The sequence below is a fragment of the Sphingomonas oligophenolica genome (assembly GCF_039522915.1).
Lineage (GTDB): Bacteria > Pseudomonadota > Alphaproteobacteria > Sphingomonadales > Sphingomonadaceae > Sphingomonas > Sphingomonas oligophenolica.
Genome location: NZ_BAAAEH010000047.1, coordinates 233,243 through 258,768, shown reverse-complemented (window position 1 = coordinate 258,768; position 25,526 = coordinate 233,243). Strand labels below are relative to the sequence as shown.

General features: G+C 65.7%; 25 protein-coding genes and 1 pseudogene. 16 read left to right on the top strand and 10 right to left on the bottom strand.

What is annotated here, in order from left to right; translation table 11 throughout:
- Positions 1 to 25 precede the first annotated feature (25 nt).
- On the top strand, positions 26 to 1,186 hold the full coding sequence (gene hemW / locus ABD050_RS22615) for a radical SAM family heme chaperone HemW (RefSeq protein ID WP_343891783.1): 1,161 nt from the start codon (positions 26 to 28) through the stop codon (positions 1,184 to 1,186).
- On the opposite strand, the gene ABD050_RS22610 is transcribed toward hemW, so the two are convergent.
- Positions 1,183 to 2,382 carry a penicillin-binding protein activator gene (locus ABD050_RS22610; protein WP_343891782.1) on the bottom strand — a complete coding sequence of 400 codons (1,200 nt, stop codon included), beginning with the start codon at positions 2,380 to 2,382 and terminating at the stop codon, positions 1,183 to 1,185. The genes hemW and ABD050_RS22610 overlap by 4 nt on opposite strands.
- 11 nt (positions 2,383 to 2,393) lie before the next feature.
- Between ABD050_RS22610 and rsmI the strand changes: the two genes are divergently transcribed.
- The 7 genes from rsmI to ABD050_RS22575 all read left to right on the top strand — a co-directional run bounded on the left by rsmI (position 2,394) and on the right by ABD050_RS22575 (position 7,482).
- Positions 2,394 to 3,227: a 16S rRNA (cytidine(1402)-2'-O)-methyltransferase gene (gene rsmI, locus ABD050_RS22605; RefSeq protein WP_343891781.1), complete on the top strand. Its 834-nt coding sequence runs from the start codon at positions 2,394 to 2,396 to the stop codon at positions 3,225 to 3,227.
- Positions 3,228 to 3,401: 174 nt separating this feature from the next.
- A complete protein-coding gene (locus tag ABD050_RS22600; protein ID WP_343891780.1) occupies positions 3,402 to 3,758 on the top strand; it encodes a YraN family protein in 357 nt (118 codons plus the stop codon).
- A 49-nt stretch (positions 3,759 to 3,807) separates the two neighbouring features.
- Positions 3,808 to 4,761: a glutathione synthase gene (gshB, locus tag ABD050_RS22595; RefSeq protein WP_343891779.1), complete on the top strand. Its 954-nt coding sequence runs from the start codon at positions 3,808 to 3,810 to the stop codon at positions 4,759 to 4,761.
- 33 nt (positions 4,762 to 4,794) lie between these two features.
- Positions 4,795 to 5,394, top strand: a complete 600-nt coding sequence (locus ABD050_RS22590; RefSeq protein WP_343891778.1) for a DedA family protein — start codon at positions 4,795 to 4,797, stop codon at positions 5,392 to 5,394.
- Positions 5,395 to 5,626: 232 nt separating this feature from the next.
- A complete protein-coding gene (locus ABD050_RS22585; RefSeq protein ID WP_343891776.1) occupies positions 5,627 to 5,863 on the top strand; it encodes a hypothetical protein in 237 nt (78 codons plus the stop codon).
- A gap of 267 nt (positions 5,864 to 6,130) precedes the next feature.
- Positions 6,131 to 6,643 (top strand): hypothetical protein, encoded by a 513-nt coding sequence (locus tag ABD050_RS22580; protein WP_343891775.1) that lies wholly within the window; start codon positions 6,131 to 6,133, stop codon positions 6,641 to 6,643.
- Positions 6,640 to 7,482, top strand: a complete 843-nt coding sequence (locus ABD050_RS22575; RefSeq protein WP_343891774.1) for a hypothetical protein — start codon at positions 6,640 to 6,642, stop codon at positions 7,480 to 7,482. The genes ABD050_RS22580 and ABD050_RS22575 overlap by 4 nt, the downstream gene beginning before the upstream one ends.
- Positions 7,483 to 7,557: 75 nt before the next feature.
- Here ABD050_RS22575 and ABD050_RS22570 read toward each other — a convergent pair whose 3' ends face one another.
- Positions 7,558 to 8,439: a tyrosine recombinase XerC gene (locus ABD050_RS22570; protein ID WP_343891773.1), complete on the bottom strand. Its 882-nt coding sequence runs from the start codon at positions 8,437 to 8,439 to the stop codon at positions 7,558 to 7,560.
- A 238-nt stretch (positions 8,440 to 8,677) separates the two neighbouring features.
- Positions 8,678 to 9,118: a hypothetical protein gene (locus ABD050_RS22565; RefSeq protein WP_343891772.1), complete on the bottom strand. Its 441-nt coding sequence runs from the start codon at positions 9,116 to 9,118 to the stop codon at positions 8,678 to 8,680.
- Between the two features lie 309 nt (positions 9,119 to 9,427).
- Between ABD050_RS22565 and ABD050_RS22560 the strand changes: the two genes are divergently transcribed.
- Entirely contained in the window at positions 9,428 to 11,596 is a 2,169-nt protein-coding gene (locus ABD050_RS22560) for a primosomal protein N' (RefSeq protein WP_343891771.1), read from the top strand.
- 162 nt (positions 11,597 to 11,758) lie between these two features.
- Positions 11,759 to 13,243 carry a trypsin-like peptidase domain-containing protein gene (locus tag ABD050_RS22555; protein WP_343891770.1) on the top strand — a complete coding sequence of 495 codons (1,485 nt, stop codon included), beginning with the start codon at positions 11,759 to 11,761 and terminating at the stop codon, positions 13,241 to 13,243.
- Between the two features lie 192 nt (positions 13,244 to 13,435).
- Here the strand turns inward: ABD050_RS22555 and ABD050_RS22550 are convergent, their stop codons facing one another.
- The 5 genes from ABD050_RS22550 to ABD050_RS22530 form a co-directional block, all read right to left on the bottom strand.
- Complete coding sequence (locus ABD050_RS22550) at positions 13,436 to 14,362, bottom strand: CPBP family intramembrane glutamic endopeptidase (protein WP_343891769.1); 927 nt, start codon at positions 14,360 to 14,362, stop codon at positions 13,436 to 13,438.
- A gap of 71 nt (positions 14,363 to 14,433) precedes the next feature.
- Positions 14,434 to 14,904: a DUF1203 domain-containing protein gene (locus tag ABD050_RS22545; protein WP_343891768.1), complete on the bottom strand. Its 471-nt coding sequence runs from the start codon at positions 14,902 to 14,904 to the stop codon at positions 14,434 to 14,436.
- On the bottom strand, positions 14,901 to 15,938 hold the full coding sequence (gene ada, locus ABD050_RS22540; protein ID WP_343891767.1) for a bifunctional DNA-binding transcriptional regulator/O6-methylguanine-DNA methyltransferase Ada: 1,038 nt from the start codon (positions 15,936 to 15,938) through the stop codon (positions 14,901 to 14,903). Before ada ends, ABD050_RS22545 begins: the two co-directional genes overlap by 4 nt.
- Before the next feature lie 102 nt (positions 15,939 to 16,040).
- A complete protein-coding gene (locus ABD050_RS22535) occupies positions 16,041 to 16,862 on the bottom strand; it encodes an alpha/beta hydrolase (protein WP_343891766.1) in 822 nt (273 codons plus the stop codon).
- Positions 16,859 to 17,539 (bottom strand): dienelactone hydrolase family protein, encoded by a 681-nt coding sequence (locus tag ABD050_RS22530; protein ID WP_343891765.1) that lies wholly within the window; start codon positions 17,537 to 17,539, stop codon positions 16,859 to 16,861. The genes ABD050_RS22535 and ABD050_RS22530 overlap by 4 nt, the downstream gene beginning before the upstream one ends.
- 255 nt (positions 17,540 to 17,794) lie before the next feature.
- Between ABD050_RS22530 and ABD050_RS22525 the strand changes: the two genes are divergently transcribed.
- From ABD050_RS22525 to ABD050_RS22500, 6 genes and pseudogenes are all read left to right on the top strand, one after another.
- Positions 17,795 to 18,349 (top strand): F0F1 ATP synthase subunit delta, encoded by a 555-nt coding sequence (locus ABD050_RS22525; protein WP_343891942.1) that lies wholly within the window; start codon positions 17,795 to 17,797, stop codon positions 18,347 to 18,349.
- Positions 18,350 to 18,378: 29 nt separating this feature from the next.
- Positions 18,379 to 19,908, top strand: coding sequence for a F0F1 ATP synthase subunit alpha (gene atpA / locus ABD050_RS22520; protein WP_343891764.1), 1,530 nt, complete (start codon positions 18,379 to 18,381; stop codon positions 19,906 to 19,908).
- A gap of 14 nt (positions 19,909 to 19,922) precedes the next feature.
- Complete coding sequence (locus tag ABD050_RS22515) at positions 19,923 to 20,804, top strand: F0F1 ATP synthase subunit gamma (protein WP_343891763.1); 882 nt, start codon at positions 19,923 to 19,925, stop codon at positions 20,802 to 20,804.
- An 87-nt stretch (positions 20,805 to 20,891) separates the two neighbouring features.
- Positions 20,892 to 22,352: a F0F1 ATP synthase subunit beta gene (gene atpD, locus ABD050_RS22510; RefSeq protein WP_425542507.1), complete on the top strand. Its 1,461-nt coding sequence runs from the start codon at positions 20,892 to 20,894 to the stop codon at positions 22,350 to 22,352.
- A gap of 134 nt (positions 22,353 to 22,486) precedes the next feature.
- A pseudogene (locus tag ABD050_RS22505) lies at positions 22,487 to 22,732 on the top strand (ATP synthase F1 subunit epsilon); the annotation flags it as partial.
- A gap of 343 nt (positions 22,733 to 23,075) precedes the next feature.
- Positions 23,076 to 24,614 (top strand): TadA family conjugal transfer-associated ATPase, encoded by a 1,539-nt coding sequence (locus ABD050_RS22500; RefSeq protein ID WP_343891762.1) that lies wholly within the window; start codon positions 23,076 to 23,078, stop codon positions 24,612 to 24,614.
- 141 nt (positions 24,615 to 24,755) lie between these two features.
- Here the strand turns inward: ABD050_RS22500 and ABD050_RS22495 are convergent, their stop codons facing one another.
- Together ABD050_RS22495 and phaR are read right to left on the bottom strand one after the other, a co-directional pair.
- Positions 24,756 to 24,941: a hypothetical protein gene (locus tag ABD050_RS22495; protein ID WP_343891761.1), complete on the bottom strand. Its 186-nt coding sequence runs from the start codon at positions 24,939 to 24,941 to the stop codon at positions 24,756 to 24,758.
- A gap of 7 nt (positions 24,942 to 24,948) precedes the next feature.
- Positions 24,949 to 25,506 (bottom strand): polyhydroxyalkanoate synthesis repressor PhaR, encoded by a 558-nt coding sequence (gene phaR, locus ABD050_RS22490; protein WP_343891760.1) that lies wholly within the window; start codon positions 25,504 to 25,506, stop codon positions 24,949 to 24,951.
- Positions 25,507 to 25,526 lie beyond the last annotated feature (20 nt).

The window sequence follows — 25,526 nt, the reverse complement described above, 5'->3', positions numbered from 1 at the left end:
CTTCACGCGACCATATGGGGCGCCCATGCATCATCCCCAAACGCCGCCGCTCGCGCTCTATGTCCATTGGCCCTTCTGCGTCTCGAAATGCCCCTATTGCGACTTCAACAGCCATGTCCGCGACGGCGTGGACCAGGCCGCCTGGCGCGCGGGGTTGCTGGCCGACCTTGCTCATGAAGCAGCAGAAACGCCCGGGCGGCAGCTCGGCTCGATCTTCTTCGGCGGCGGCACGCCGTCGCTGATGCCGCCCGAGACGGTCGCCGCGGTAATCGGGGCGGCCGAATCGGCCTGGGGCTTCACGGGCGATATCGAGATCACGCTCGAGGCCAATCCCTCCTCGGTCGAGGCGGCGCGCTTCGCCGACATCGCCGCCGCCGGTGTGAACCGCGTGTCGCTCGGGCTGCAGGCGCTGGACAATGCGGCGCTGCGCTTTCTCGGCCGCGCGCATGATGTCGCTGAAGGCCTGGCGGCGCTCGACACCGCGCAACGCGCCTTTTCCCGGGTGAGCTTCGACCTGATCTATGCCCGCCCGGGCCAGCTGCCCGCAGATTGGGAAGCGGAGCTGAATCGGGCAATCGGCTTCGGCACCGAGCATCTCTCGCTCTACCAGCTGACGATCGAGCCGGGCACCCGCTTCGCCACCGAGGCGGCGGCGGGACGGATCGCCATCCCCGACGGCGACAGCGCCGCCGATCTGTTCGAGGCGACCCGCGCCATCACCGCGGCAGCCGGCATCCCGGCGTATGAGATCTCGAACCATGCCCGCCCCGGCGCCGAAAGCCGCCATAACCTGACCTATTGGCGCTACCGCGATTATGCCGGGATCGGCCCCGGCGCGCATGGCCGGCGCGGCGGGCTCGCCACGGTGCGGCGCAGGAAGCCGGAAAACTGGATGGCGGCAATTGAGCGCAACAGCCACGGCATCGAGCTCGAGGAGCCCCTGGCCCCCCACACCCGCGCCACCGAGGCATTATTGATGGGTCTGCGGCTCCGCGAGGGCATCGACCTCGCCCGCATCGCGACGCTGGGCGAGACCGATGTCGACGCGCTGATCAACTGGCCGGCGGCCGACCGCCTCGAGCAACTAGGTCTGCTCGTCAGCGCGGGCGGCAGGCTCACCGTCACTGACGCCGGGATGCTGCTGCTCGACGCGATCCTGCCCGAGATCGTCCGGGACGCTGCCTAACGATCCCCGAACCCGCTCGGCGCGGGGGATACCACCACGCTCGTTCCGCTGTGGATCTCCTTCACTTCGAGCGCACGCTCGGCGACGTCGTCGCGGCCGAAGCGGAACGCGCCGTCGATGCCGGCGAACCCGCCATGATCGCGCAGCCGTTCCTCGGGGAAGGCGCTGCCCATCGGCCAGTCGCGGGCGATCCGCACCGTCAGCAACACCGCATCATAGCCGAGACTCGACAGGCGATAGGGCCCGGTGCCGAAGCGCGCGCGATATTTGGCGGCATATTGGCGGTAGAGCCCGTCCGAAACGCTCGCGAACCAGGCCCCGGCAAGCGCCGGCCGGCTTGCGATCGAGCTTTCCGAATTCCACAGCTCGGTGCCGAGAATATGCGCACCGGCGCCGCCGTTCCTGCGGATCAGCGGCACCGCGACCGAGGCGCCTGCGCCGCCATCGGCGATCAGCACACCCTGATAGGGCGCGTTCTGTGCCATCCGCGAGATCGCGGCGGTCAGCGAGCCGGCGGACCGGTCATAGGTCTGGAGAGTCCGCACCTGACCGCCCGCTCCTTCGACGGCGCGGAGAAAGGCGGTCGAGGCGCGCTCGCCATAGGTGCCGTTGGGAACCAGGCCGGCAAAATCCGAAACGCCCTGCCCCTTGGCATATTGAACGACCCGCTCGATCGACTGGCCGGGCGCATAGCCCATCACATAGGCGCCATTTCCGGCTGCGGTGCTGTCGTTCGAGAAGCTGATCACGGGCACACCGGCACGGCGCGCGATCGGTGCCACCGCACGCACGTCGTCGGCGAGCAGCGGCCCCAGGATCAGGCGATTGCCGTCGGCCAGCGCCCTTTGCGCCGCGGCGGCGGCACCGCCATTGGTGTCGTAGGTCGTGATGCGGATCCGCTCGTTCTTCGTCTCGAGCAGCGCCATCTGGGTTGCGTTGGCGAGGCTCTGGCCGACGCCGGCATTGGGCCCGCTGAGCGGCACCAGCAGCGCCACCCGGTGGCGTGCGACGTCAGTCGGGATGCCCGGCTCGACCCTTGGCTGCTGGACTGGAACCGGCCGCGCCGGCGGCGGTGCGATCGGCCTCGGCCCGCGCGGCACTACTGACTGGCACCCGCTCAGGATCAACGCCCCAGCGACGATTACGGTGCGAAGAAAGCCTTTGCCCCGTTGCGGTATCGATACGCCGTCTGCCATGAATGCTCCCAATGAACGCCGAACTCCCGCCCGGTCTCTATATCGTCGCCACCCCGATCGGCAATCTCGGCGATCTGAGCCCGCGTGCCGCCTATATACTCTCGAATGCAGCGGTAGTTGCAGTCGAAGACTCGCGTGTGACGGCGGGCTTGCTCCGCCATATCGGCGTGAAGCGGCCAATGACACCCTATCATGACCATAATGCCGAACATGTCCGCCCCGGCCTGATCGCGCGGATGGGCAGCGAGGCGGTGGCGCTGGTGTCCGATGCAGGGACGCCGCTGATCTCCGATCCGGGCTACAAGCTGGTTCGCGACGCGCGCGCGGCCGGGCATCTCGTAGTGACGATTCCCGGCCCCTGCGCCGCGATCGCCGCGCTGACCCTGGCGGGCTTGCCGACTGACCGCTTCCTTTATTGCGGCTTCCTGCCCCCCAAGGCGCAGGCCCGCGCGACCGCGATCGCCGAGATCGCCCCGGTGCGTGCGACCTTGGTGCTGTACGAATCGGGGCCCCGCCTCGCCGCGACGCTCGCCGCGCTGGCCGAAGGGCTCGGCGACCGCGAGGCGGCGGTAACGCGCGAGATCACCAAGCGATTCGAGGAAGCGGTGACGGGGACGCTCTCGACGCTGGCCACGCGCTACGCCGATGCGCCGCCCAAGGGCGAGATCGTCATCGTGGTCGCGCCTCCCGGCGAGCCCGAGGCGGCGAGCGTCGAGGATGCCGATGCCGCGCTTGCGGAGGCGCTGACGCGGCTTTCGACCGGCCAGGCGGCAAGCGAAGTGGCGAAGCGACTCGGGGTGGATCGCAAGGAGCTCTACGCGCGGGCTTTGGCGATGAAGAAGTGAGGGGCCATTCCTTCAATCCTCCCTCGCGAAGCGGGGGAGGGGGACCATTCGCCTCTTCCAGCGAATGGTGGAGGGGGCTTGGCCGCAAGTGTCGCGCTCGTGGCGGGCGCCCCCTCCCCCCCCCCGCTGAAGAAGCGGGCGGTCCCCCTCCCCCGCTTCGCGAGGGAGGATTAAGTGCCACGCGACCGCCGCATCGCCGAAGCCTCGGGCCGCCGGGGCGAGCGGCTCGCCGGCTGGTGGCTCCGCCTCAAGGGCTGGCGCATCCTTGATCGCCGCGTGCGCACGCCGGCGGGCGAAGTCGATCTCGTCGCCCGGCGCGGCACCCTCATCGCCTTTGTCGAGGTGAAAATGCGCGCCACCGCCGCCGAACTCGACTTCGCGATCGACGAGCGCCGCCTGTCGCGGGTGGCGGCGGCGGCCGAATATCTGATGCCGCGCTATGCCGGCCCCGGCGACGATATCCGGGTCGACGTGATCCTGCTCGCCCCCGGCACGCGTCCGCGCCACATCGAGAATGCCTGGATCGGGTGACTTTCGTCGCAACGCACCCTACATCGCCGCCTCCGCCCGGGAGAATGACATGAGCCTTTCCGTCGCCGTCCAGATGGACCCGCTCGACAGCATCAATATCGCAGGCGATTCGTCCTTCGCACTGATGATCTCGGCGCAGGCGCGCGGGCACCGGCTCTACCATTACGCCGCCGAAGACCTGAACTATGCCGACGGCCGGGTCTGGGCGAAGGCGCATCCGGTGAGCGTGCAGCGCGTGGCGGGCAATCATTTCAGCTTCGGCGAGCCGCTGAGGCTCGATCTCGGCCGCGAGACGGACGTCGTGCTGATGCGGCAGGATCCGCCCTTCGACCTCGGCTATATCACCGCGACGCACCTGCTCGAGCGCATCGCGCACGAGACCCTGGTGGTGAACGACCCCGCCAGCGTCCGCAACGCGCCCGAAAAGATCTTCGTCCTCGACTATCCCCAATTCATGCCGCCGACGCTCGTCACCCGCTCGCTCGACGAGGCGCGCGCCTTCCTTGCGACGCACGGCGAGATCGTCGTCAAGCCGCTCCACGGCAATGGCGGCAAGGCGATCTTCAAGGTCGGCAGCGACGGCGCCAATCTCTCGTCGCTCATCGAAGTGTTCAACACCGCCTATCGCGAACCGCACATGATCCAGGCCTTTCTTCCCGACGTCGCCAAGGGCGACAAGCGGATCGTGCTGATCGACGGCGTCGTGGCCGGCGCGGTCAACCGGGTGCCGGGCGAGGGCGAAATCCGCTCCAACCTCGCAGTTGGCGGCCTGGCGGAGAAGGCCGGCATCACCGCCGAAGAAGCCGAAATCTGCGCTGTCCTCGGCCCCGAGCTGAAGAAGCGCGGCCTGTTGTTCGTCGGCATCGACGTGATCGGCGGCAAATGGCTGACCGAGATCAACGTGACGTCGCCCACCGGCATCGTCGCGATCGACCGCTTCAACGGCACCGACACCTGTGCGCTGATCTGGGACGCGATCGAGGCGAAGGTCGGGCGTGCGTAACAAACCTCCCCTCCCGCTTGCGGGAGGGGATAGATGACCGACTTCACCATCTCCCTCATCGCCTGGGGCGGCTATGTCGGCATCTTCCTGCTGATGGCGCTCGAGAATATCTTCCCGCCCGTCCCCTCCGAAGTGATCATGGGGCTCGGCGGCATCGCCGTCGCGCAGGGGCGGATGGACATGATGCCGCTGATCCTGTGGGGCACCGCGGGCACCACCGCGGGCAATGTCTTCTGGTACGAGCTCGGCCGTCATTTCGGCTATCTCGGGCTGCGGCCGACGGTCGAGCGCTACAGCCGCTGGCTCACTGCCGACTGGCACGATGTCGAGCGGCTCCATGATTTCTTCGGACGGCACGGCCAATGGGTGGTGTTCGGCTTCCGCTTCATGCCGACCTTCCGCACGATCGTGTCGCTGCCCGCCGGCATGGCCCGCATGCCGCGCGTGCGCTTCCTCATCTGGACGGCGGCGGGCGCGGCGATCTGGAACTGCATCCTTGGCGGTGCTGGCTATTATCTCGGCACGAATTTTCGCGAGCTCGACCGGTTCGTCGGGCCGGCGGCGGTGGGGATCATGGTGGTGATCTTTCTGCTGTATCTCTGGCGCGTGGCGAGCTGGAAGCCGCACCGCTAGTCACCGAAATCCAGAAACTCCTGGCAATCGCCCCGCACGCTGATCGGCCGGGACGCCCGCAACTCATCGAGCCGCATGAAAATGCGCAAGAGTGAAGCCCCCGCAAGGTGTGACCCACAAGGACGGCCCGGGGCAACGGCGCCCCGGTCACGAAGCTCGCTTCCGGCCCTGCGCCCTGATCGCCCGGTGGCCGAATCCCTCGCAACCCTGCTGGAGGAAGCCGCCCGCCGCTATGCCGCTGACCCCGCCGCCGGCGGCTGCCTCGTGCTGGAAGGCACCCCGCTGCGATGACCGAGAGGCGCGCGAGGCAGCCCGCGCCTTCAACCTCGCCGCTGAGGGCGTGACTGACTTCGTCAGCACCACCATATCCGGACTCTCCGCCAAGGCCCGGGTCGGGCACAGCCTCGAACAGCTCCTTGCCACTGCCCGCCTCGCCGGCATGGCCATCGCACGGGCCCTGCCCGCTTGAACCTCGCTTCACGTGTAACGATAGCCCGGGTGAGAACGGCAAAGGTCGCCCCGAACACATGCTTTCGCCAGCGCTCCTTTGGCCTTCCTTCCGAGCGCCAATCCTCTACTGTGCCCTCACAAGAGGCGGAACCGTGACGCCCCTTAGAATCTTGAGTAACCGGGACGGGGTGAAATGGCTGTCGTTTATATCGCCGCTGCCGGCTTCAGGACGCTTGGCGCGGCTTTTGGTCTTTTCCTCGGCCTGCTTTTGCTCTCGCCTTCCGCAGTGTCCGCCCAGGAGGCATTGCCCGATGTCGCGACCATCGATGCTCCCATGCTCACGCCACCGCCATCGCCAAGCGACGAGAGCGACAATGTGAAATTCTTCTATCTTGCAAAGGCGGGGGTATCCTTTCGGGAGGCTTATGATGATCTTGTCGACTGTTACCGCTTTCTCGATGCGGGGCCGCCGCTGCATCTGCCCGGATATGTGCCCTGGCGGGAGGCCGCGCATCGCCAAGACAAAACCCAATCCGCCTATGATCCGGCGTACCCATCGGGCGGGGTTGTCCAGTCGGCATTGGCGGCCGTATTTCTGCCCATGATCGACGCCGTTATTGCGCGGAACCTCGCCATGACGAAACTGCGTCGCTGCATGACGACGCGAGGCTATCGTCGGTTCGCCGTATCGAAGGATATCTGGCTCCAAATTCACAAGGGCACCGTGCGGGAAGCCCTGCTCAGGCAGGCCAAGCTCGCTTCGACGGGTAAATCCCCTGCCGCGACGGTGGCGCCATGAAACACGCCTTTCTTCTCATTCTGTCGATTTTCGTGCTCGCAAGCCCCGCCTATGCCAAGGACGAAACGGGCGTTATAGCAATCCGTTCGGCCCCGATCGTCCTTCGCCCGGACCAGGCCTATATCCTTCTGCGCATTGACCAGACACAATCCAGCCTCGCGGCTGTTCAGCCGGTCTTTCTGCGTGCGCCGACCGACGCTGAAGCAGCGCGGTATCTGGCTGCTAAACAGGCGGCCTTCACGCGCGATCTGCCCGAGCTCATCGCCGAAAACAAGAAACAGGGGAACGCACCGCCCATAATCGACCAGTATGCATTCAACTATGAAGGGCCAAAGAACGTTTTTGTCGTCACCAAGGGCACGAGCCTCGAAGGCAAGGGAGACTTCCGCACATATCTTTTGGAGCTTAGCCCCGGCGATTACATATTTTACGGATCGAGCGCAGCCACTCTGTCGAGTTCGGCCTCAGTCCTGGACACCTGCAACTGCCTCGGCACCGTAGGATTTCATGCGGAAGCCGGCGTGATTACGGATTTGGGGACGTTTCTATTCGACGGAGTTTCCCGGAAATCCGCCATACCCGAACTTGCCGCTGAAACCGGCTTGGGCGAGAGCTATGGAAATGACGTGATCGGCGCGGCAATTCGTCCGGCGACGAAAGATGCGATAGTGCCGTCAGCAGTGACGAGTTTAGCTAGAAAGCCGGCTGCCTACTATGCCGTCGGTACGTTCGTCGAGCCGGGCACGGATAACATCAACCGTCTGGCTCCGATCCCCGGGATACTGCATTATTCCAACGGTCGCGTGGTAGATGACGCGACCGGCAGCATCCTGCCATGACCGACCACATTATCGTCTCTTCAGCATGCCCGCTCCCGATCAATTCCACGCGGGTATCAGGTGTGTGATTTTTGCTCACTGAGCCCGCGGATGCGCGTTGCGATACACGTCCAGCAAATGCGCGGCGTCGACAGCGGTATAGATCTGCGTCGAACTCAAACTCGCATGACCGAGCAACTCCTGCAGCGCGCGCAGATCGGCACCTCGCCCCAGCAAATGAGTCGCGAAACTGTGGCGCAGCGCATGCGGCGTGGTCCGCTCCGGCAGGCCGAGCCGTGTCCGCGCAGCCTGGACAGCGCGGCGGATGATCGCCGGCGCCAGCGGCCCGCCCTTCGCCCCGCGGAACAGCGCCGCGTCGCGCGAGATCGGCCAGGGGCAGATTTCGACATAGGCCATGATCGCATCGCGCACCTGCGGCAGCAGCGGGACGATCCGGGTCTTGTCGCGCTTGCCGGTGACGCTCAGCGTCTCGCCAAGCGGGAGTACCGCCCCGGTCAGCCCGGTCGCCTCGCTGATCCGCAGCCCCGCACCGTATAGCAGCAGCAGCACCGCGAGATCGCGCGCGCCGATCCAGGGCTCGGCCGCATCCTCGGCGACATCCTCGGCAAGCGAGACCGCCTCGTCGGGCGAGACCGGCCGCGGCACACCCTTCTTGACCCGCGGCCCCTTGAGCCGTGGCGTCGCCCCGCCGGCAAAGGCCAGGAAGCCGCGGACCGCCGACAATTCCCGTGCCGCCGACGCATTGCCGAGCCCCTCGCCCCGGCGCTGCGCCAGAAAGGCGCGCAGGTCGGCCGAGCTTACCAGCTTCAATCCCTCGGGCAGGACCGGGCCGCCCCAATGGCCTTCGAGAAAGCCCATCAGACGTTCCGCCGTGGCCTGATAGGCACGGATGGTATGGACCGAGCGGCGCCGGTCGCGGCGCAGGTGATCGGCAAAGGCAAGCGTGAGATCCTGCATGATACATCTAACGCCATGGAAGCTCGGGATCGGCAAGGCCCGTCAGCCGGCGCCCGCGTGGCAATTTCATATAAACACCTGATTTATAGGTATGTTTTCAGGATTCCAGCGGCTGCGAAAATGTCAGCAACCCTCATGACATTCCCAACAAGCTGTCACTGCGCCCGGGATCGTCGCTCCTGCTCCCGCGATTCAAACCGTCGGTCGACGCGCCTATCCAAGCGCCATGACACAAGCTCTAGCGACGCGGCCTTTGCTTCGCCGAGATCGACTTGATCACCAGCCGTCCCTCGCCCGCCGGATCGATCGGCAGCTTCACGCTTGCGGCCGCGGCATCGATCAGCGCGGCGACGGCATCGCTCCCGATCAGCGCCGCGGTCAGCTTCACATGCCGCACGACGTTGCCCCCGCCTTCGAGCAGGCCTTCGGGATCGGGCAGGCTCGGCCCGTTGGTCAGGAACAGGCTCGCCCAGCGCGGGTAAAGCGCGATCGAGCAGACGATCGCCCGGGCATGCTCGTTCGGCCCGAAGCCGATCGCGAGTGCGTTGTAATTGTCATAGACCAGCCGCACCGCGCCCGGCAGCCGCGCCGCCACCATCGCCAGCGCGGCGCGGGCATTGGCCGCCACCTCGGGCGCGAACCGGTCGATAAACAGATCGAGCTGTTCTTCGGGCGTCATTGGGCTCCCCAATGCCGCCATCCTATATGCGGGTTCAAACCCGACCGCCACAATGGCCGGGACGGAGCGGATTTTGGCGCAAAGGTAGGAGCAAGGAGGGAGCGATGGAAATCCATCGTGACCGACGCGCGACGCCGCCTTGCGCCAAAAGCCGCCCGCCGCGAAGCGGTCGCCTGGAGAAGGGCGCTGGCGGCGTCAGGCTGCTTGCGCGGGCTACCAGCCCGCGACTGCGCACCCTTCCTTGCCAGCGCCCTTCTCCAGGCGATCCCGACCGTTGCGGCGGTCGGGTTTGAACCCTAGGTCATGCCAATGTCGCGCGCCCGTGTCCTCGTCATGAATTCGGCGCTCGGCCCACTCGATTACCGGGTGCCGCATGGCATGCATGTCGAACCGGGCTCGATCGTGATCGCGCCGCTCGGCCCGCGCCAATTGCTCGGCGTGGTGTGGGAACCCGAGCATATGCCCTCGGACGCCGAGGTCGGGGACAACCGGCTGCGCAATCTGGTCGGCGTGGTGCCCGTCGCGCCGCTCGCGGCGCCGCTGCGCCGCCTCGTCGAATGGACAGCCAATTATTATCTCGCCCCGCCCGCCGCCGTGGCGCGGATGGCGATGCCATCCTCCTCGGCGCTCGAGGGCGCCCGCACCGTCACTGAATATCGCGCGACCGGCCATGTTCCCGACCGGATGACCCCACAGCGCGAACAGGCGCTCGAGCGGATCGGCGTGACTCAGGGCCTGATCCGCGAACTGGCGATCACCGCCGATGTGTCGGACGCAGTGATCCGCGGGCTGGTGAAGACCGGCGCGCTGGAGGGCATTGCGGTCGACATCGACAGCCCCTTCCCGGTGCCCGATCCCGATTTCGGCATCCCGGCGCTCTCGCCCGATCAGCGCGCCGCCGCCGAGGTGCTGGTGGCGAATGTCGAGGAGGAAGCGTTCCAGCCGACCCTGCTCGACGGCGTCACCGGCTCGGGCAAGACCGAAGTCTATTTCGAGGCAGTCGCCGCCGCGATCCGATCGGGCAAGCAGACGCTTGTCCTGCTGCCCGAGATCGCGTTGACCGAGCCCTTCCTCACCCGCTTCGCCGCGCGCTTCGGCTGCGCCCCCGTCGCCTGGCATTCGGGTCTGCGCCAGTCGCAGCGGCGCCGCGCCTGGCGGGCGATCTCGAGCGGGCAGGCGCTCGTCACCGTCGGCGCGCGCTCCTCGCTGTTTCTGCCTTACGCCAATCTCGGCCTGATCGTGGTCGACGAGGCGCATGAGACCAGTTTCAAGCAGGAAGAAGGCGTGCACTACCATGCCCGCGACGTCGCGGTGATGCGCGGGCTGTTCGAGAAATGCCCGGTCATCCTCGCCTCGGCGACGCCGGCGATCGAAACCCGCCATCAGGTCGCGCTCGGCCGCTATGCCGAACTGAAGCTGCCCGGCCGCTGGGGCGCCGCGGAGATGCCCGCAATCGAGGCGATCGACCTCATCGCCAGCCCGCCCGATCGCGGCCGCTGGATCGCGCCCAAGCTGGTCAATGCGATCGAAGAAACGCTCGCCCGCCGCGAACAGGTGCTGCTGTTCCTCAATCGTCGCGGCTTCGCCCCGCTGACCCTGTGTCGGACCTGCGGCCACCGCTTCCAATGCCCCAATTGCACGGCGTGGATGGTCGAGCACCGCCTGGTGCGCCGCCTCGCCTGCCATCATTGCGGCCATATCGAGCCGGTGCCCCGCGCCTGCCCCGAATGTTCGAACGAGGAAACGCTGGTCGCGGTCGGCCCCGGGGTCGAACGCATCGCCGATGAAGTGACGGCCTTGTTCCCCGAGGCGAAGACGGCGATCGTCACCTCGGACACGATTTGGTCGCCGGCCAAGGCAGCCGAATTCGTGCACCGCATGGAAGCCCATGATATCGACATCGTCATCGGCACCCAACTCGTCACCAAGGGCTATCACTTCCCGAACCTCACCCTGGTCGGGGTAATCGACGCCGATCTCGGGCTGGACGGCGGCGATCTGCGCGCGTCGGAGCGCACCTTCCAGCAGATCATGCAGGTCTCCGGCCGGGCCGGGCGCGGCGCCAAGCCGGGGCATGTCTATATCCAGACCCACAGCCCCGAAGCGCAAGTGATGCGCGCCCTGGTGACGGGCGACGCCGACGCATTCTACGAAGCCGAGACCGAATCCCGCCGCGAGGCAGGCGCGCCACCCTTCGGCCGTTTCGCCGGCATCGTCATCTCGAGCGAGGACCAGAAGGCCGCGCACGAGATCGCCACCCTGATCGGCCGCACCGCTCCCCGGCTCGAGGCGATGGAGGTCTATGGCCCCGCCCCCGCCCCGCTGGCGATGCTGCGCGGCCGGCACCGGTATCGGCTCCTCGTCCACGCGCGCCGCGCCCTCGATGTTCAGGATGTGATCAGGGACTGGCTCGGCAAACTCGACTGGCCGGCCAAGGTTCGGGTCGTGGTTGATGTCGATCCCTATAGTTTCCTGTAAGGCCATGCCGACATGAGGAGCGCTGCAAGGCCGATCACCGGAGTCGTCGCGCTCTTTTCTCACTGTCGCATGGAGGATAATCCTGTCAGAAATCCGCTGATGTCCGGCACGCCCTTTCCTTCCTCGTTGAGACGATATCTGGTCGGGCTGTGCACCGCTCTGTTGCTTCTGCTTGGTCTCGCCACCTCCGCCCATGCCGACGACATCTCCGCCACCGGCCGCGGCGTCGTCCGGGTCGTGACGATCGCGATGGTCGATGACGAGGTGGTCGGCTTCGGCCATGGCAGCGGCTTCGTGGTCGCGCCGAACCGGATCATCACCAACGCCCATGTCGTCGAACTCGCCAAGCGCTATCCCGACAATGTCGTGATCGGCGTCGTCCCTTCCGAAGGCAGCAAGAGCTACGAGGGCAAGGTGATCGCCTTCGATGCCGCGCGCGATCTCGCCCTGATCGAGTTCACCGGCACCAGGCTCCCGACGGTTGCGCTCTATACCGGCCCGATCGACGAAGGCGCGGCGGTGACGGCGCTCGGCTATCCCGGCAATGTCGACCTCGCGACGGCCAAGTCGGCGACTGATTATATCCATCCCCTGTCGCCGATCCGCTCGGAAGGGGTGTTTTCCGGCCGCAGGGTGATGTCGGGGGTCGAGGTGATGCTTCACACCGCGAACATCGCCAGGGGCAATTCGGGCGGTCCGCTGCTCGACCCGTGCGGGCGGGTGATCGGCGTGAACTCGGCGATCACGCGCGGCGAGGAGGGCGATTCGAGCTTCGGCTTCGCAATTGCCGATACCGAGCTCCTGGCCTTTCTGGCCGCCGCCAAGCAGAATGTCGCCACGGTCGGCACGCCGTGCACGAGCATCCTCGATCGCATCAAGCAGGACAGCGATGCCGAAGCGAAGGCCAATGCTGACGCCGAGGCGACGAGAAGAGACGCTGCGGCAAAGGCGCAGGTCGCGCACGAGGAAGCGCTGGCCAGGGCGCGCGACGAGGCCGAGCGGAATCGCGAGAATATCATGGCGCTTGCCGCCGTACTGCTGGTCGCCGGCGCACTCGCAATCGGCGGCGCCGGGCTGCTCGAGGTCCGCGGGGAGCGCCGCTGGGCAATCTGGGCGGCGGCGGGCGGCGGCGTGTTGCTGGTGGCAAGCGCCGTCGTCTTCTTCACCCGCCCTGACGGGGAAGTCGTCCTGCCGGTCACGGCGACGCCAATCGCGGCACCTTCCGTCTCTTCCAGCGCGGCGCTGGGCAAGATGGTCTGCACCGTCGTGCCCGGCAAAAGCCGCGTCGTCTCTTCGTCGATCCAGGACGTTGCGCTCGACTGGGGCGCCGCTGGCTGCATGAACGGCCGCACCCAATATGCCGAGAGTGGCAGCAAATGGGATCGTGTCCTGGTCCCCGCCGAGGAGCAGACCGTGTCGGTGCTCGAGTTCGACCCGGCGACGCGCACCTATACCAATATGCGCTATTTCCTGACGGCCGATCAGATGACCGCGGTGCGGGAAATCCGCTCGCAGGTATCCCTCAAGGCGTGCTCGCCCGACGAATCGGCCCGCGTCGCGCTGTCGACCCAGCAATCGGCGATCCGCGCCGCGCTGCCGGCCTATCCGAACGAGAAGATCGTCTATTCCTGCCGGGCGACGCATTAGGCCGGATCGAGCGCCCGACTGGAACCGTCACACCATGCGCGTTGGTATAGCGATTCAACTGCATCGCCGGATCGGGCACAGGATAGGCACGGGACACCTCGAGAAGCCCGACATCCCTTTCTCATGGTCGGAACTTGAATGCTTTTCCGCCGCGCAGGCGGGGCTGCGCCGTACTTCCCTGATGACTCCCTCTCATTCCCTGTTCCGGTCAGCCTCGCCGACATTCGCGCGCGCGCCCACCTCGGTGCGAGCCCAGAAGGGTTTGACGAACCGGCCGCGGCGATAGGCGATCGTCGTGACGACAACACCAAAGATCGTGCAGATGAGGATCGCGGGAAGCGACGCTTCAGCACCGAACGCACCGCCGGTCAGCAGATCCGGGCCGGAAATGCGCGGGATCAGCGCGCCGTCGACCGCATTGCCCGAAACGGCGATGCCGTAAATTCCCCCTTGCGTGAAATTCCACGCAGCATGAACCCCGATCGCAGCCCAGAGTCGCCGCGTCAGCATATAGAGCGCCGCGAGCATGATGCCGGCCTCTAGCGCGATCGCCACTGCCGGCAGCAGCCCGGCATGGGCGTTGCCGAGATGTCCTGCACCGAACAGGGCCGCCGAGAAGATCAGCGCGATCCACGATCCCAGCGAGGATTCGACGAGCCGGAAGATGATGCCGCGAACGACGATCTCCTCCCCCACGCCGGACACGAGCGACAGTGCCAGCACCGGAAAGAGCGCCGTTACGGGATGCTCGCCGATCACATGATAACCGCCGAACAGCGCGATGACGGCGACCACCAGGGAGAACAGCAGGAGGCCGGTTAGAAGCCCCGCCCCCAGCTCCTTCGACCATCCCGGGGCAGCGAACTCCGATACCGCCGGCCTCCGCTCGACGAAGCGGACGAAGAGAACATAGCCGGCCACCGCCGCCAGGGTCTCGCACAGGGCAGTTGCAAGGGTGCCCAGGGGTCCTTGGGCATGCACGACGAAATGAGCGATCATCGACACGATGATTTCGGGGCCGATGACCATCACCATGCCGATAATGATGAGCAGCGGCGGGAAGTGAAGGATCCGCCAGAACAGGCTGCCGGGTGGCGTAACGGGTTTGATTGGTCCCATGGCGTGCCCTCCGGTTCCGGCCCCTGATCTGGGTGCCAGCCTAGCGAGCATCAGGAGCCCGTGCAAAATCCCTAGCCGCGATCGATCCGCGCTGCGAAACAACCGCGCTTCGCGTTGTGGGCGTGGAGATAGGCGACCGACGGGTCAGCGAAGAAGCGGTCGATCAGCGTGACAAGGTCGCTGCCCTCGACGAGATCAGCATCGGTCATCATGCCTTCGGCATCATAGGCCCGAAGCGACAGGGTGCGGATCGCCAGCTGCTCGGGTACCTCGCTCTCGAATTTCGCGGGCTCAGCCGCGCCCTCGCGAACGAAGATGGCGTGGCGCTGCCGATAAGGCGAGTCGACGGCCAGATGCTCGTGATTGAGCAGCAGCACGGTGTCGCCGATATCGGCATCTTCAAGGGTGACTCGGCACGGGAAGCCCGGCCAGGCATCGACCGCCATCCGGACCACGCCGCGCTCGGCGAGTGCTTCGTCGCTGAGCCCGTAAAGGTCGGTAAAAGGAGCCGGATCGAGCCCCCTGATCACGAAACCGCTCATGCCACGCCCTCCCGCTTGCGCAGCACGACCTTGCGGTCGAGACCATAGGCATAGCCCCCCAGAGTACCGTCGCTGCGCTGGGCGCGGTGACAGGGAATCACGATCGAGACATGGTTCGCCCCGCAGGCAGTGCCCGCGGCACGCACCGCCTTCGGATTGCCGGCGATCGCGGCGAGTTCGGTATAGGTCCGCGTCTCGCCGACCGGGATGGCGCGCAAGGCCTGCCACACCGCCTCCTGAAAGGCAGTGCCCTGCACGTCGAGCGGCAGGTCCTGGTCGCGCTCGGGCGATTCCACGCTCGCCACCACCCGCGCCGCGAGATCAGCGAGCGCCCCGCCGCCGGGCACGATCTCGGCATGCGGGAAGCGCTCTCTCAGCGCTTCCTCGCCTTCGTCGAACGACACGCGGCACAGGCCCTTGTCGGTCGCCGCGACGAGCATCGGGCCAAGGCTGGTGTCGGCGATCGTCCAGCGGATCGTCACCCCGGCCCCACCCCTGCGCCAGGCGCTCGGCGTCATGCCGAGACGCTTCGCGCCGTCTTCATAGAAGCGGCTCGGCGCCGAATAACCCGCCTCATAGATTGCTTCCGTCACTGTATCCTCCTCGGTAAGCGCCTTGGCCGCACGCTGGGCGCGCAGGCCGCGCGCATACATGGCCGGGGTCACCCCGGTCGCGCGCTTGAACAGGCGGTGGAAATGATGCGGGGCATAGCCAACGCGTGCGGCAAGCTCTTCAAGGCCGAAGCCCTCTTCGCTCGCTTCGATCAGCGCGACGGCCTGGGCGACCGCGATCCGATCGCGCCCGACCTCGTCGGGCTTGCAGCGCAGGCAGGCGCGAAAACCCGCCGCGCGCGCTTCGGCGCCGTCGCGATAGAACAGGACATTCTCGCGCTTCGGGTGGCGCGCCGGGCAGCTCGGCTTGCAATAGATCCGCGTCGTTGTGACCGCGCCGACGAAGCGGCCGTCATAAGCGCGGTCGCGGCGATCAAAGGCCGCCCAGGCGCTGTCAGGGTCGATGGCTGTTTGTTGTGTCATGCCGTCGATATAGGCCGTGCGGGCAGAGGCTACATCCCGACACTTGCGCTCAAAGCCACCCCGGAAATCGGGCCGGTTCGCTGCCGGCGCCGGCAAGGACGGTCAGCGGGACGTTGCTTTCCTCATCGCGTCGGATCGCAGCCATGCCAGGATCTTTGCCTGCGATATGTCGCGATAAGCGAGGTCATGCCCCGCGCCCGGCACCAGCTCGAGCCTCGCCGCCGGGTTCGCGCGGGCCAGAACCTGGCTGTGCGCTACCGAGACCAAGGTGTCGGACGTGCCCTGCAGCAGCAATATCGGGCAGGTGACCGAGGGAAGTTTCGCCACATTCTCATATCGATCGAGAACGAGCAGGTTGGTCGGAACAAAGCGATAGTGATCGCGCGCGACCCGGGCGAGGCTCGCGAAACCCGAGACGAGGGCAAGCCCGCTTATCCTGTGCCGCGCCGCCATCTCGGTGGCGACGCCTGATCCGAGCGAGTTGCCGATGACGACGATCCGGGCTGCAGCCAGGCCTCTGGCCTCAAGCCAGGTCAGCGCGGCTTCGCCGTCCTGGTAGAGGCCCTGCTCGCTCGGCGATCCCGGGTTGCCGCCATAACCGCGATATTCGGGCAGAAGCGCGCCATAGCCTTGGGCGACGAGCAGCCGAGTCGCATAAAGGCTACCCTCGATGTCGCTGCCATTGCCGTGAAAGAACAGCAATGTCGGCAGTCCCGGTTTTGCCGGACGATAGAAAGCGCGCAATTCCAGGCCATCGTTCGTCCTTATCCTGACATCGTCGAAACCTGCGGGACGCACCGGAATCGCTTTCGGCATCGGATAGAAGAGAGAGCGCTGGAACAGAAAGAGCGCGCCAACCGCGACCAGATAAAGAAGCAGCGCCGTGCCGGCGGCCACCAGCATGATCCTGCCGACCCTGGTCATCCGCCATTGGCATGGAACAACTCGAGCGTCCGCTCCTTCGCCAGGTCACTGCTCGGTTCGTGGAAATCCTTGCGCCTGTCCGAATTGAAGCCGTGGCCAGCCTCATAGATATAGATGGTGGCATTGGGGTGATCGGCCGCGACCAGCTTCTCGACGCCTTCCATCGGGATGCCGTGGTCGTGACGGCCGAAATGGAGGATGACCGGCACCCTGGGTACCTCGTCCGCCGTACCGGGGACCAGGCTGCCATAATAGCTCGATGCCGCCGCCAGGCCGTTCAGCCGCGTCGCCGCCAGCCAGGCGATCGAACCCCCATAGCAATAGCCGACCACGAAGACCGGGCCTTTTTCTTTCAAGGCGTCGACGCAGCTCTGCACATCGGCGAGCGAGAGCGCCAACGGGTGAATCTGACGGGCAAGCTCGACACCGCGGGCAAGCCCTTCCCCGGAATAATCAGCCTCGAAACCGGGATGCTCGCGGTCGAACAAGGCGGGCGCGAGGACTTCATAGCCGTCGGCTGCATATTCCTCGGCCAGATCGCGGATATGATCAGTGATCCCGAAAATTTCCTGGACCAGCACCAGCCCGCCGCGTCGCGGGCCCTCGGGCTGCGCGTGATAGACGCCGATCCCGGCGCCATCGGACATCGTCATCCTCTCCATCACGCCGATCGGCATCGCTTTCTCCGTTGCTGTCGTCTCTTCCGCCATCCCTGATCGAGCCACCATGATTCTGCAACGCCCGGGCGATAGGTCCCCCTTTGCAGGCGAATGGCAGGATGGAGAGGGAGACGGATGATACAGGTTAGGTCCGTCCGGGTTGCATCGCAGCGAACCCGATGCTAACCGCGCGGCGACCCATCCGGGGGGCCGATTCCGGCCTCCCTTTTCGTATGGGTCATGCAACCCGTTCCAAACGAGGATTTCGATCGCGTGGAGACATCCGGCGGTATTCAAGCGAGTTTAAGCGGACGCTATGCGACCGCGTTGTTCGAACTCGCGCGCGATGCGAAGACGATCGACACCGTCGAGGCGAGTCTCGCCAATGTCCGTGCCGCGCTCGAGCAGTCGAGCGAGTTCGCGCGTCTTGTCGCAAGCCCGCTTGTCAGCCGCAAGGATGCGGCCGAGGCCGTAGCGGCAAGCGCTTCGGCAATGGGCATCGACGCCACGACGAAGAATTTCCTCGGCGTGCTCGCCGAGAACCGCCGCCTGGCGCAGCTTCCCGCGATCATCCGCGCCTTCCGGACGCTTGCCGCTGATCATCGCGGCGAGACGACCGCCGAGGTGATCTCGGCGCACCCGCTTTCCGCATCCCAGGTCGATGCCCTGAAGCAGCAGCTTCGCACCCGCATCGGCCGTGACGTTTCAGTCGACCTGTCGGTCGACCCCGCTCTGCTTGGCGGGCTGGTCGTAAAGATCGGCTCGCAGATGATCGATTCGTCGATCCGTACCCGTCTCAACACTCTCGCGCACGCAATGAAAGGCTGACAGCTTCACGCTGTTGGGAAAGGCTGACAATGGATATCCGCGCCGCTGAAATCTCGAAGGTCATCAAGGACCAGATCGCCTCGTTCGGCACCGAGGCCCAGGTCTCCGAAACCGGGCAAGTGCTCTCGGTCGGCGACGGCATCGCGCGCATCCATGGTCTCGACAATGTCCAGGCAGGCGAAATGGTCGCCTTCTCGAACGGCGTGCAGGGCATGGCGCTTAACCTCGAGGCCGACAATGTCGGCGTCGTGATCTTCGGGTCCGACTCGGAGATCAAGGAAGGCGATGTCGTCAAGCGCACCGGCACCATCGTCGATGTGCCGATCGGCAAGGCGCTGCTCGGTCGCGTCGTTGACGGCCTCGGCAACCCGATCGACGGCAAGGGCCCGATCGCGACGACCGAGCGCAGCCGGGTCGAAGTGAAGGCGCCGGGCATCATCCCGCGTACCTCGGTCAACGAGCCGGTGCAGACCGGCCTCAAGGCAATCGACGCGCTCGTTCCCGTCGGCCGCGGCCAGCGCGAGCTGATCATCGGCGATCGCCAGACCGGCAAGACCGCGGTCGCGATCGATACCTTCATCAACCAGAAGGCATCGCATCAGGGCGACGACGAATCGAAGAAGCTCTACTGCATCTATGTCGCAATCGGGCAGAAGCGCTCGACCGTCGCGCAGATCGTCCGCCAGCTCGAGGAATCAGGCGCGATGGAATATACCATCGTCGTCGCCGCGACCGCGTCCGAGCCGGCGCCGCTCCAGTTCCTCGCACCCTATACCGGCTGCGCGATGGGTGAATATTTCCGCGATAACGGCATGCACGCCGTCATCGTCTATGACGATCTGTCCAAGCAGGCAGTCGCCTATCGCCAGATGTCGCTGCTGCTGCGCCGCCCGCCGGGCCGCGAAGCCTATCCCGGCGACGTCTTCTATCTCCACTCGCGTCTGCTCGAGCGCGCGGCGAAGATGAGCGACGCGTTCGGCAGCGGCTCGCTGACCGCGTTGCCGATCATCGAGACCCAGGCGGGCGACGTTTCGGCCTACATCCCGACCAACGTGATCTCGATCACCGACGGCCAGATCTTCCTCGAGACCGACCTGTTCTTCGCCGGCATCCGCCCCGCGATCAACGTCGGCCTGTCGGTGAGCCGAGTCGGTTCCGCCGCGCAGACCAAGGCGATGAAGAAGGTCGCCGGCTCGATCAAGCTCGAGCTCGCCCAGTATCGCGAGATGGCGGCGTTCGCCCAGTTCGGTTCGGACCTCGACGCCTCGACCCAGAAGCTGCTCAACCGCGGCGCCCGCCTGACCGAGCTGCTCAAGCAGGCCCAGTATCAGCCGATGCCGTTCGAGGAGCAGACCGTCTCGATCTTCGCCGGCACCCAGGGTTATCTGGACAATGTCCCGGTCGACGCGGTGGTGCGCTACGAGCAGACGATGCTCGCCGATCTGCGCGCCAACAATGCCGCGATCCTCACCGACATCCGCGAGAAGCGCGACCTGTCGAAGGAAACGACCGAGGCGCTCAAGGATGCTCTCGCAGCATTCACCAAGACGTTCGCGTAACTTAAGGGCTCCAAATGGCCAGCCTCAAGGCACTCAAGATCCGCATCGGCTCGGTTAAGTCGACGCAGAAGATCACCAAGGCGATGAAGATGGTCGCCGCCGCAAAGCTGCGCCGGGCGCAGGAAGCGGCGGTCGCCGGCCGTCCCTATGCCGAGCGCCTCGAAAAGGTGATGGCGAGCCTCGCCTCCAAGGTCAGCGTCAGCGAATCCTCGCCGAAGCTGCTCGCGGGCACCGGCAAGGACCAGCGCCACCTGCTGATCATTGCGACATCGGAGCGCGGCCTTGCCGGCGCGTTCAACTCGAACATCGTCCGCGCGGCACGCCGCAAGGCCGAAGAGCTGATCGCCCAGGGGAAGTCGGTGAAATTCTATGTCGCCGGCAAGAAGGGCCGCGTGATCAAGCGTTTTTACCCGGGCCTGATCGCCGCCGACCATGAGATGAGCCATATCAAGACGGTTGCCTTCGCTGATGCCCGCGCGATCGCCGATGATGTGATCGCACGCTTCGAGGCGGACGAATTCGACGTGGCCCATCTGTTCTACGCGCGCTTCCAGTCGGCGCTGGTGCAGGAGCCGGTCGGCCGCCAGATCATCCCGGTCGCGATTGACACCAGTGCTGCGCCGGTCAGCGACGGCGGTGCCGCGGTGGAATATGAGCCGGACGAGGAAACCATCCTCGCCGAGCTGCTGCCGCGCAACGTCGCGATCCAGGTCTTCCGCGCGCTGCTCGAGAACGCTGCGTCGGAACAAGGCAGCCGCATGACCGCGATGGACAATGCCACGCGCAATGCGGGCGACATGATCAACCGCCTGACGATCCAGTATAATCGCAGCCGCCAGGCCGCGATCACGACCGAACTGGTCGAAATCATCTCCGGCGCCGAAGCGCTCAAGTAAATTCGAAGCAAGGAAGAGACGATGGCAACCGCCCCGACGACCGAGAAGCCCGCCCGCAAGCCGCGCGCGCCCAAGGCAGCAGTGCCCGTGGCGACCGCACCGATCGCGACCAGCAACAATGTCGGCCGCATCAGCCAGGTGATCGGCGCCGTCGTCGACGTCGCCTTCGAGCAGGGCAGGCTACCGGCGATCCTTTCGGCGCTCGAGACCGACAATAACGGCAACCGCCTCGTCCTCGAGGTCGCACAGCACCTCGGCGAGAACACGGTGCGCGCGATCGCGATGGACTCGACCGAGGGCCTGACCCGCGGCCAGGAAGTGACCGACACCGGCTCGCAGATCCGCGTGCCGGTCGGCCCGAAGACGCTCGGCCGCATCCTCAACGTGATCGGCGAGCCGATCGACGAGCGCGGTCCGGTCGGCCACACCGACACCATGCCGATCCACGCCCCGGCGCCGCTCTTCGTCGATCAGTCGACCGAGAGCTCGATTCTCGTGACGGGCATCAAGGTCATCGACCTGCTCGCGCCTTACGCCAAGGGCGGCAAGATCGGGCTGTTCGGCGGCGCCGGCGTCGGCAAGACCGTGCTGATCCAGGAGCTGATCAACAACATCGCCAAGGGCCATGGCGGCACCTCGGTGTTCGCCGGCGTCGGCGAGCGTACCCGCGAGGGCAATGATCTCTATCACGAGTTCCTCGATGCAGGCGTCATCGCCAAGGATGCCGACGGCAATCCGACCCCGGAAGGGTCGAAGGTCGCCCTGGTGTTCGGCCAGATGAACGAGCCGCCGGGCGCCCGCGCCCGCGTCGCGCTGTCGGGCCTGACCATCGCTGAATATTTCCGCGACGTCGAAGGTCAGGACGTGCTGTTCTTCGTCGACAACATCTTCCGCTTCACCCAGGCTGGTTCGGAAGTGTCGGCGCTGCTCGGCCGCATTCCGTCGGCGGTGGGCTATCAGCCGACCCTGTCGACCGACATGGGCGCGCTGCAGGAACGCATCACCTCGACCAACAAGGGCTCGATCACCTCGGTGCAGGCGATCTATGTGCCTGCCGACGATCTCACCGATCCGGCGCCGGCCACCTCCTTCGCCCATCTCGACGCGACGACCAACCTCAACCGCGCCATCTCGGAGCTGGGCATCTACCCGGCGGTCGATCCGCTCGACTCGACCTCGCGCGTGCTGACCCCGGCGATCGTCGGCCAGGAGCATTATGACACCGCCCGCCGCGTCCAGGAGACGCTGCAGCGCTACAAGTCGCTTCAGGACATCATCGCCATTCTCGGCATGGACGAGCTGTCCGAAGAGGATAAGCAGATCGTCAGCCGTGCGCGGAAGATCCAGCGCTTCCTCAGCCAGCCCTTCCACGTCGCCGAGGTCTTCACCGGTATCGCCGGCAAGTTCGTCCAGGTCGAGGACACGGTGAAGAGCTTCAAGGCAGTGGTCGACGGCGAATATGATCACCTGCCCGAGGCTGCCTTCTACATGGTCGGCGGCATCGACGAAGCGGTCGCCAAGGCCGAGAAGATGGCGCAGGAAGCGTAACTTCTTCCTCCCCTCCCGCTTGCGGGAGGGGATCGAGGGGTGGGCGCCCGGCCTAAGCTGGACTCACCGCTCGCGATAAACCGGGTGCCCACCCCCCAGCCCCTCCCGCAAGCGGGAGGGGAGTGAGAAACGAAATGCTGCACTTCGAACTCGTCACCCCCGAAAAGCTGCTCCGCTCGGAGGAGGTCTATATGGTCGTCGTCCCCGGCAGCGAGGGCGATTTCGGCGTGCTCGAAGGACATGCTCCGGTCATGTCGACGATCCGCGACGGCGCGCTCTCGATCTATCGCACCGAGAAGGGCGAGCCCGAGACGATTGCGATCCAGGGCGGTTTCGCCGAGGTCAGCGCAAGCGGCCTGACCGTGCTCGCCGAGCAGGCGGGCGACGACTCGGCCCTGTCGGGTACACCGGTACGTCCAGCGTCTCGACCCGTCGCCGCCGATCATTGATATCTCGGCGTTGAGCCCATCACCCTCAATCCGGTAGCGGATGCACTGAGGGTAATCATGCGCCGGGTTGGCGAACACGATCTCGCGCGCCACTAGCCCTGCCGCGGCGCCCCTCCGCTCCTGCCCCAACCGGCCGGCGACATGCGGTAAATGAGCCGTCAATCCACCACCTTTGGATCCGCGGTGTCATTTCATCGCAGCCGAGCGATTCTGGTTAGTTAATTGTCAAACCTTGGCCGCTACCTCTGCTGGCGAGTATGAGGGATACAACCACATGAGCGCATTTGGGCGTCGCCCCGGTGTCGGCAACGGGGCTCCTGCAGCCCGTCCCGCGTTTGGCGTTGCGCGCCCGATGCAAGGTGGCGCCGGCCCGCGCCACGCCGAACCTGAAGGCGGCGAGCAATTTCCCCCGCTGGACAAGCTGCCGCTGCCAGGCGGGCCCGATGGCCCGCAGACCGGCAACATGCCCGGCTCGCAGCAGGATGCGCTGACCCGACTCGCCGAGCGCCAGAATGCCTCGGGCGACGCGGGCAGCAGCAAGGTCGAGGGCTTCGAAAGCTCGATCCACAAGATCAAGGAGCAGGTCCTTCCCCGCCTGCTCGAACGAGTCGATCCTGAAGCGGCGGCGACGCTCAACAAGGACGAGTTGGCCGAAGAATTCCGCCCGATCATCGGCGAGGTGCTCGCCGAGCTCAAGCTCACGCTCAACCGCCGCGAGCAGTTCGCGCTCGAAAAGGTGCTGGTCGACGAACTGCTCGGCCTCGGGCCGCTCGAAGAATTGCTTGCCGATCCGAACATCACCGACATCATGGTCAACGGCCCCGAGCAGACCTATGTCGAGCGCAAGGGCAAGCTCGAGCTCGCCAATATCCAGTTCCGCGACGAGGAGCATCTGTTCCAGATCGCGCAGCGAATCTGCAACTCGGTCGGCCGCCGCGTCGACCAGACCAGCCCGCTCGCCGACGCCCGCCTCAAGGACGGCTCTCGCGTCAACGTGATCGTGCCGCCGCTCTCCTTGCGCGGCACCGCGATCTCGATTCGTAAATTCTCGGCCAAGCCGATCACGCTCGACATGATGGCCGGCTTCGGCTCGATGAGCCCCAAGATGGCGACTGCACTGAAGATCGCGGGCGCGTGCCGCTTCAACGTCGTCATCTCGGGCGGTACCGGTTCGGGCAAGACGACGATGCTCAACGCCCTGTCGAAGATGATCGACCCGGGCGAGCGCGTGCTGACGATCGAGGACGCCGCCGAGCTTCGCCTGCAGCAGCCCCACTGGCTGCCGCTCGAAACCCGCCCGGCCAACCTGGAAGGTCAGGGCGAGATCAGCATCCGCGACCTCGTCAAGAACGCCCTGCGTATGCGTCCTGACCGGATCATCCTCGGCGAAATTCGTGGCTCGGAGTGTTTCGACATGCTCGCGGCCATGAACACCGGCCATGACGGCTCGATGTGTACCCTCCACGCCAACTCCCCGCGCGAGGCGCTCGCCCGTATGGAGAACATGGTGATGATGTCAGACATCAAGGTGCCGAAGGAAGCGATCAGCCGCCAGATCGCCGATTCGGTCGAGATGATAATCCAGGTGAAGCGCCTGCGCGACGGCTCGCGCCGCGTGACCAACGTGACTGAAGTGATCGGGATGGAAGGCCCGGTGATCGTGACCCAGGAGCTGTTCAAGTTCGAATATCTCGACGAGAGCGCCGACGGCAAGATCATCGGCGAATATCGCTCGCTCGGACTCAGGCCCTACACGCTTGAAAAGGCGCGGCAGTTCGGGTTCGATCAGGCCTATCTCGAGGCGTGCCTCTAAGAACGGTCATGCCGGACTCGTTCCGGCATCCACCGTCCCGGCATCATCGGCATTTTGATATGCCGCGCAGTGGACCCCGGAACAAGTCCGGGGTGACGATATGTAGATGACGCGCCTACACTCGCTCACGTCCGTATTGAATCAGCTATTGTAAGCAATACTCGCCAGGATAGCCGTGCCAATCAGGGCGATCACCTGCACAGCCGGCCAGTCCACAATCCCGACCTTGTCGAGATTCTTGCGGCGTTTGCGCTGACGATCACGCAGGCCGGCGAAAACCGCCAGCGCGAGGGCCAGTCCCGCGCCGCTCCATAACTCAACCGACATGGAATACTCAGTCGCCGAGTTTCTCGATCTTCTCGTGGAGCCGGCTGAGCTCGGCCTTGAGCGCGGCGATCTCGGCATCCTTGGTGGTGGCGGCGGCGGGCGCCTCGCCGGGCTTGGCGCCGCCGGGCTTGAACGCCGCGGTCGCTGCTTCGAACATCTGGATGTTGCGCTTGGCGATTTCGGCGAAGGGCGAGTTGGCGAAGGCGCCTTCGACCGCAGATTTGAACTGCTCATGGTTGCGGCGGAAGCTGTCCATCGACGCTTCGAGATAGCCGGGCACCATCGCCTGCATCGAATCGCCGTACATCGCGATGAGCTGGCGGAGGAAGTTCACCGGCAGCATCGTCTGCCCGCGCGCCTCCTCCTCCATGATGATCTGGGTCAGGATGTTGTGCGTGATATCATCTTCGGTCTTCGCATCGACCACCTTGAAGTCCCGTCCCTCGCGCGTCATCGCGGCAAGGTGCTCGAGAGTGATGTAAGATGAGGTCTCAGTGTTATAGAGGCGACGGTTCGCGTATTTCTTGATGATGACGGGACCATCGCCCGCATTGTGCTTCTTCATGGGAAGGCTCCCAGCCCCAG

Excerpts from the sequence above, each read along its gene's own strand:
- ABD050_RS22515 (WP_343891763.1), top strand. The coding sequence starts at position 19,923 with ATGGCCAGCCTCAAGGCACTCAAGATCCGCATCGGCTCGGTTAAGTCG.
- ABD050_RS22565 (WP_343891772.1), bottom strand. The coding sequence starts at position 9,118 with ATGACGCCCGAAGAACAGCTCGATCTGTTTATCGACCGGTTCGCGCCC.
- ABD050_RS22585 (WP_343891776.1), top strand. The coding sequence starts at position 5,627 with ATGCCGCTGACCCCGCCGCCGGCGGCTGCCTCGTGCTGGAAGGCACCC.
- ABD050_RS22610 (WP_343891782.1), bottom strand. The coding sequence starts at position 2,382 with ATGGCAGACGGCGTATCGATACCGCAACGGGGCAAAGGCTTTCTTCGC.
- atpA (WP_343891764.1), top strand. The coding sequence starts at position 18,379 with ATGGATATCCGCGCCGCTGAAATCTCGAAGGTCATCAAGGACCAGATC.
- gshB (WP_343891779.1), top strand. The coding sequence starts at position 3,808 with ATGAGCCTTTCCGTCGCCGTCCAGATGGACCCGCTCGACAGCATCAAT.
- ABD050_RS22590 (WP_343891778.1), top strand. The coding sequence starts at position 4,795 with ATGACCGACTTCACCATCTCCCTCATCGCCTGGGGCGGCTATGTCGGC.
- ABD050_RS22575 (WP_343891774.1), top strand. The coding sequence starts at position 6,640 with ATGAAACACGCCTTTCTTCTCATTCTGTCGATTTTCGTGCTCGCAAGC.
- phaR (WP_343891760.1), bottom strand. The coding sequence starts at position 25,506 with ATGAAGAAGCACAATGCGGGCGATGGTCCCGTCATCATCAAGAAATAC.
- ABD050_RS22550 (WP_343891769.1), bottom strand. The coding sequence starts at position 14,362 with ATGGGACCAATCAAACCCGTTACGCCACCCGGCAGCCTGTTCTGGCGG.
- ABD050_RS22545 (WP_343891768.1), bottom strand. The coding sequence starts at position 14,904 with ATGAGCGGTTTCGTGATCAGGGGGCTCGATCCGGCTCCTTTTACCGAC.
- ABD050_RS22495 (WP_343891761.1), bottom strand. The coding sequence starts at position 24,941 with ATGTCGGTTGAGTTATGGAGCGGCGCGGGACTGGCCCTCGCGCTGGCG.
- ABD050_RS22535 (WP_343891766.1), bottom strand. The coding sequence starts at position 16,862 with ATGACCAGGGTCGGCAGGATCATGCTGGTGGCCGCCGGCACGGCGCTG.
- ada (WP_343891767.1), bottom strand. The coding sequence starts at position 15,938 with ATGACACAACAAACAGCCATCGACCCTGACAGCGCCTGGGCGGCCTTT.
- ABD050_RS22500 (WP_343891762.1), top strand. The coding sequence starts at position 23,076 with ATGAGCGCATTTGGGCGTCGCCCCGGTGTCGGCAACGGGGCTCCTGCA.
- hemW (WP_343891783.1), top strand. The coding sequence starts at position 26 with ATGCATCATCCCCAAACGCCGCCGCTCGCGCTCTATGTCCATTGGCCC.
- ABD050_RS22530 (WP_343891765.1), bottom strand. The coding sequence starts at position 17,539 with ATGCCGATCGGCGTGATGGAGAGGATGACGATGTCCGATGGCGCCGGG.
- ABD050_RS22570 (WP_343891773.1), bottom strand. The coding sequence starts at position 8,439 with ATGCAGGATCTCACGCTTGCCTTTGCCGATCACCTGCGCCGCGACCGG.
- ABD050_RS22560 (WP_343891771.1), top strand. The coding sequence starts at position 9,428 with ATGTCGCGCGCCCGTGTCCTCGTCATGAATTCGGCGCTCGGCCCACTC.
- rsmI (WP_343891781.1), top strand. The coding sequence starts at position 2,394 with ATGAACGCCGAACTCCCGCCCGGTCTCTATATCGTCGCCACCCCGATC.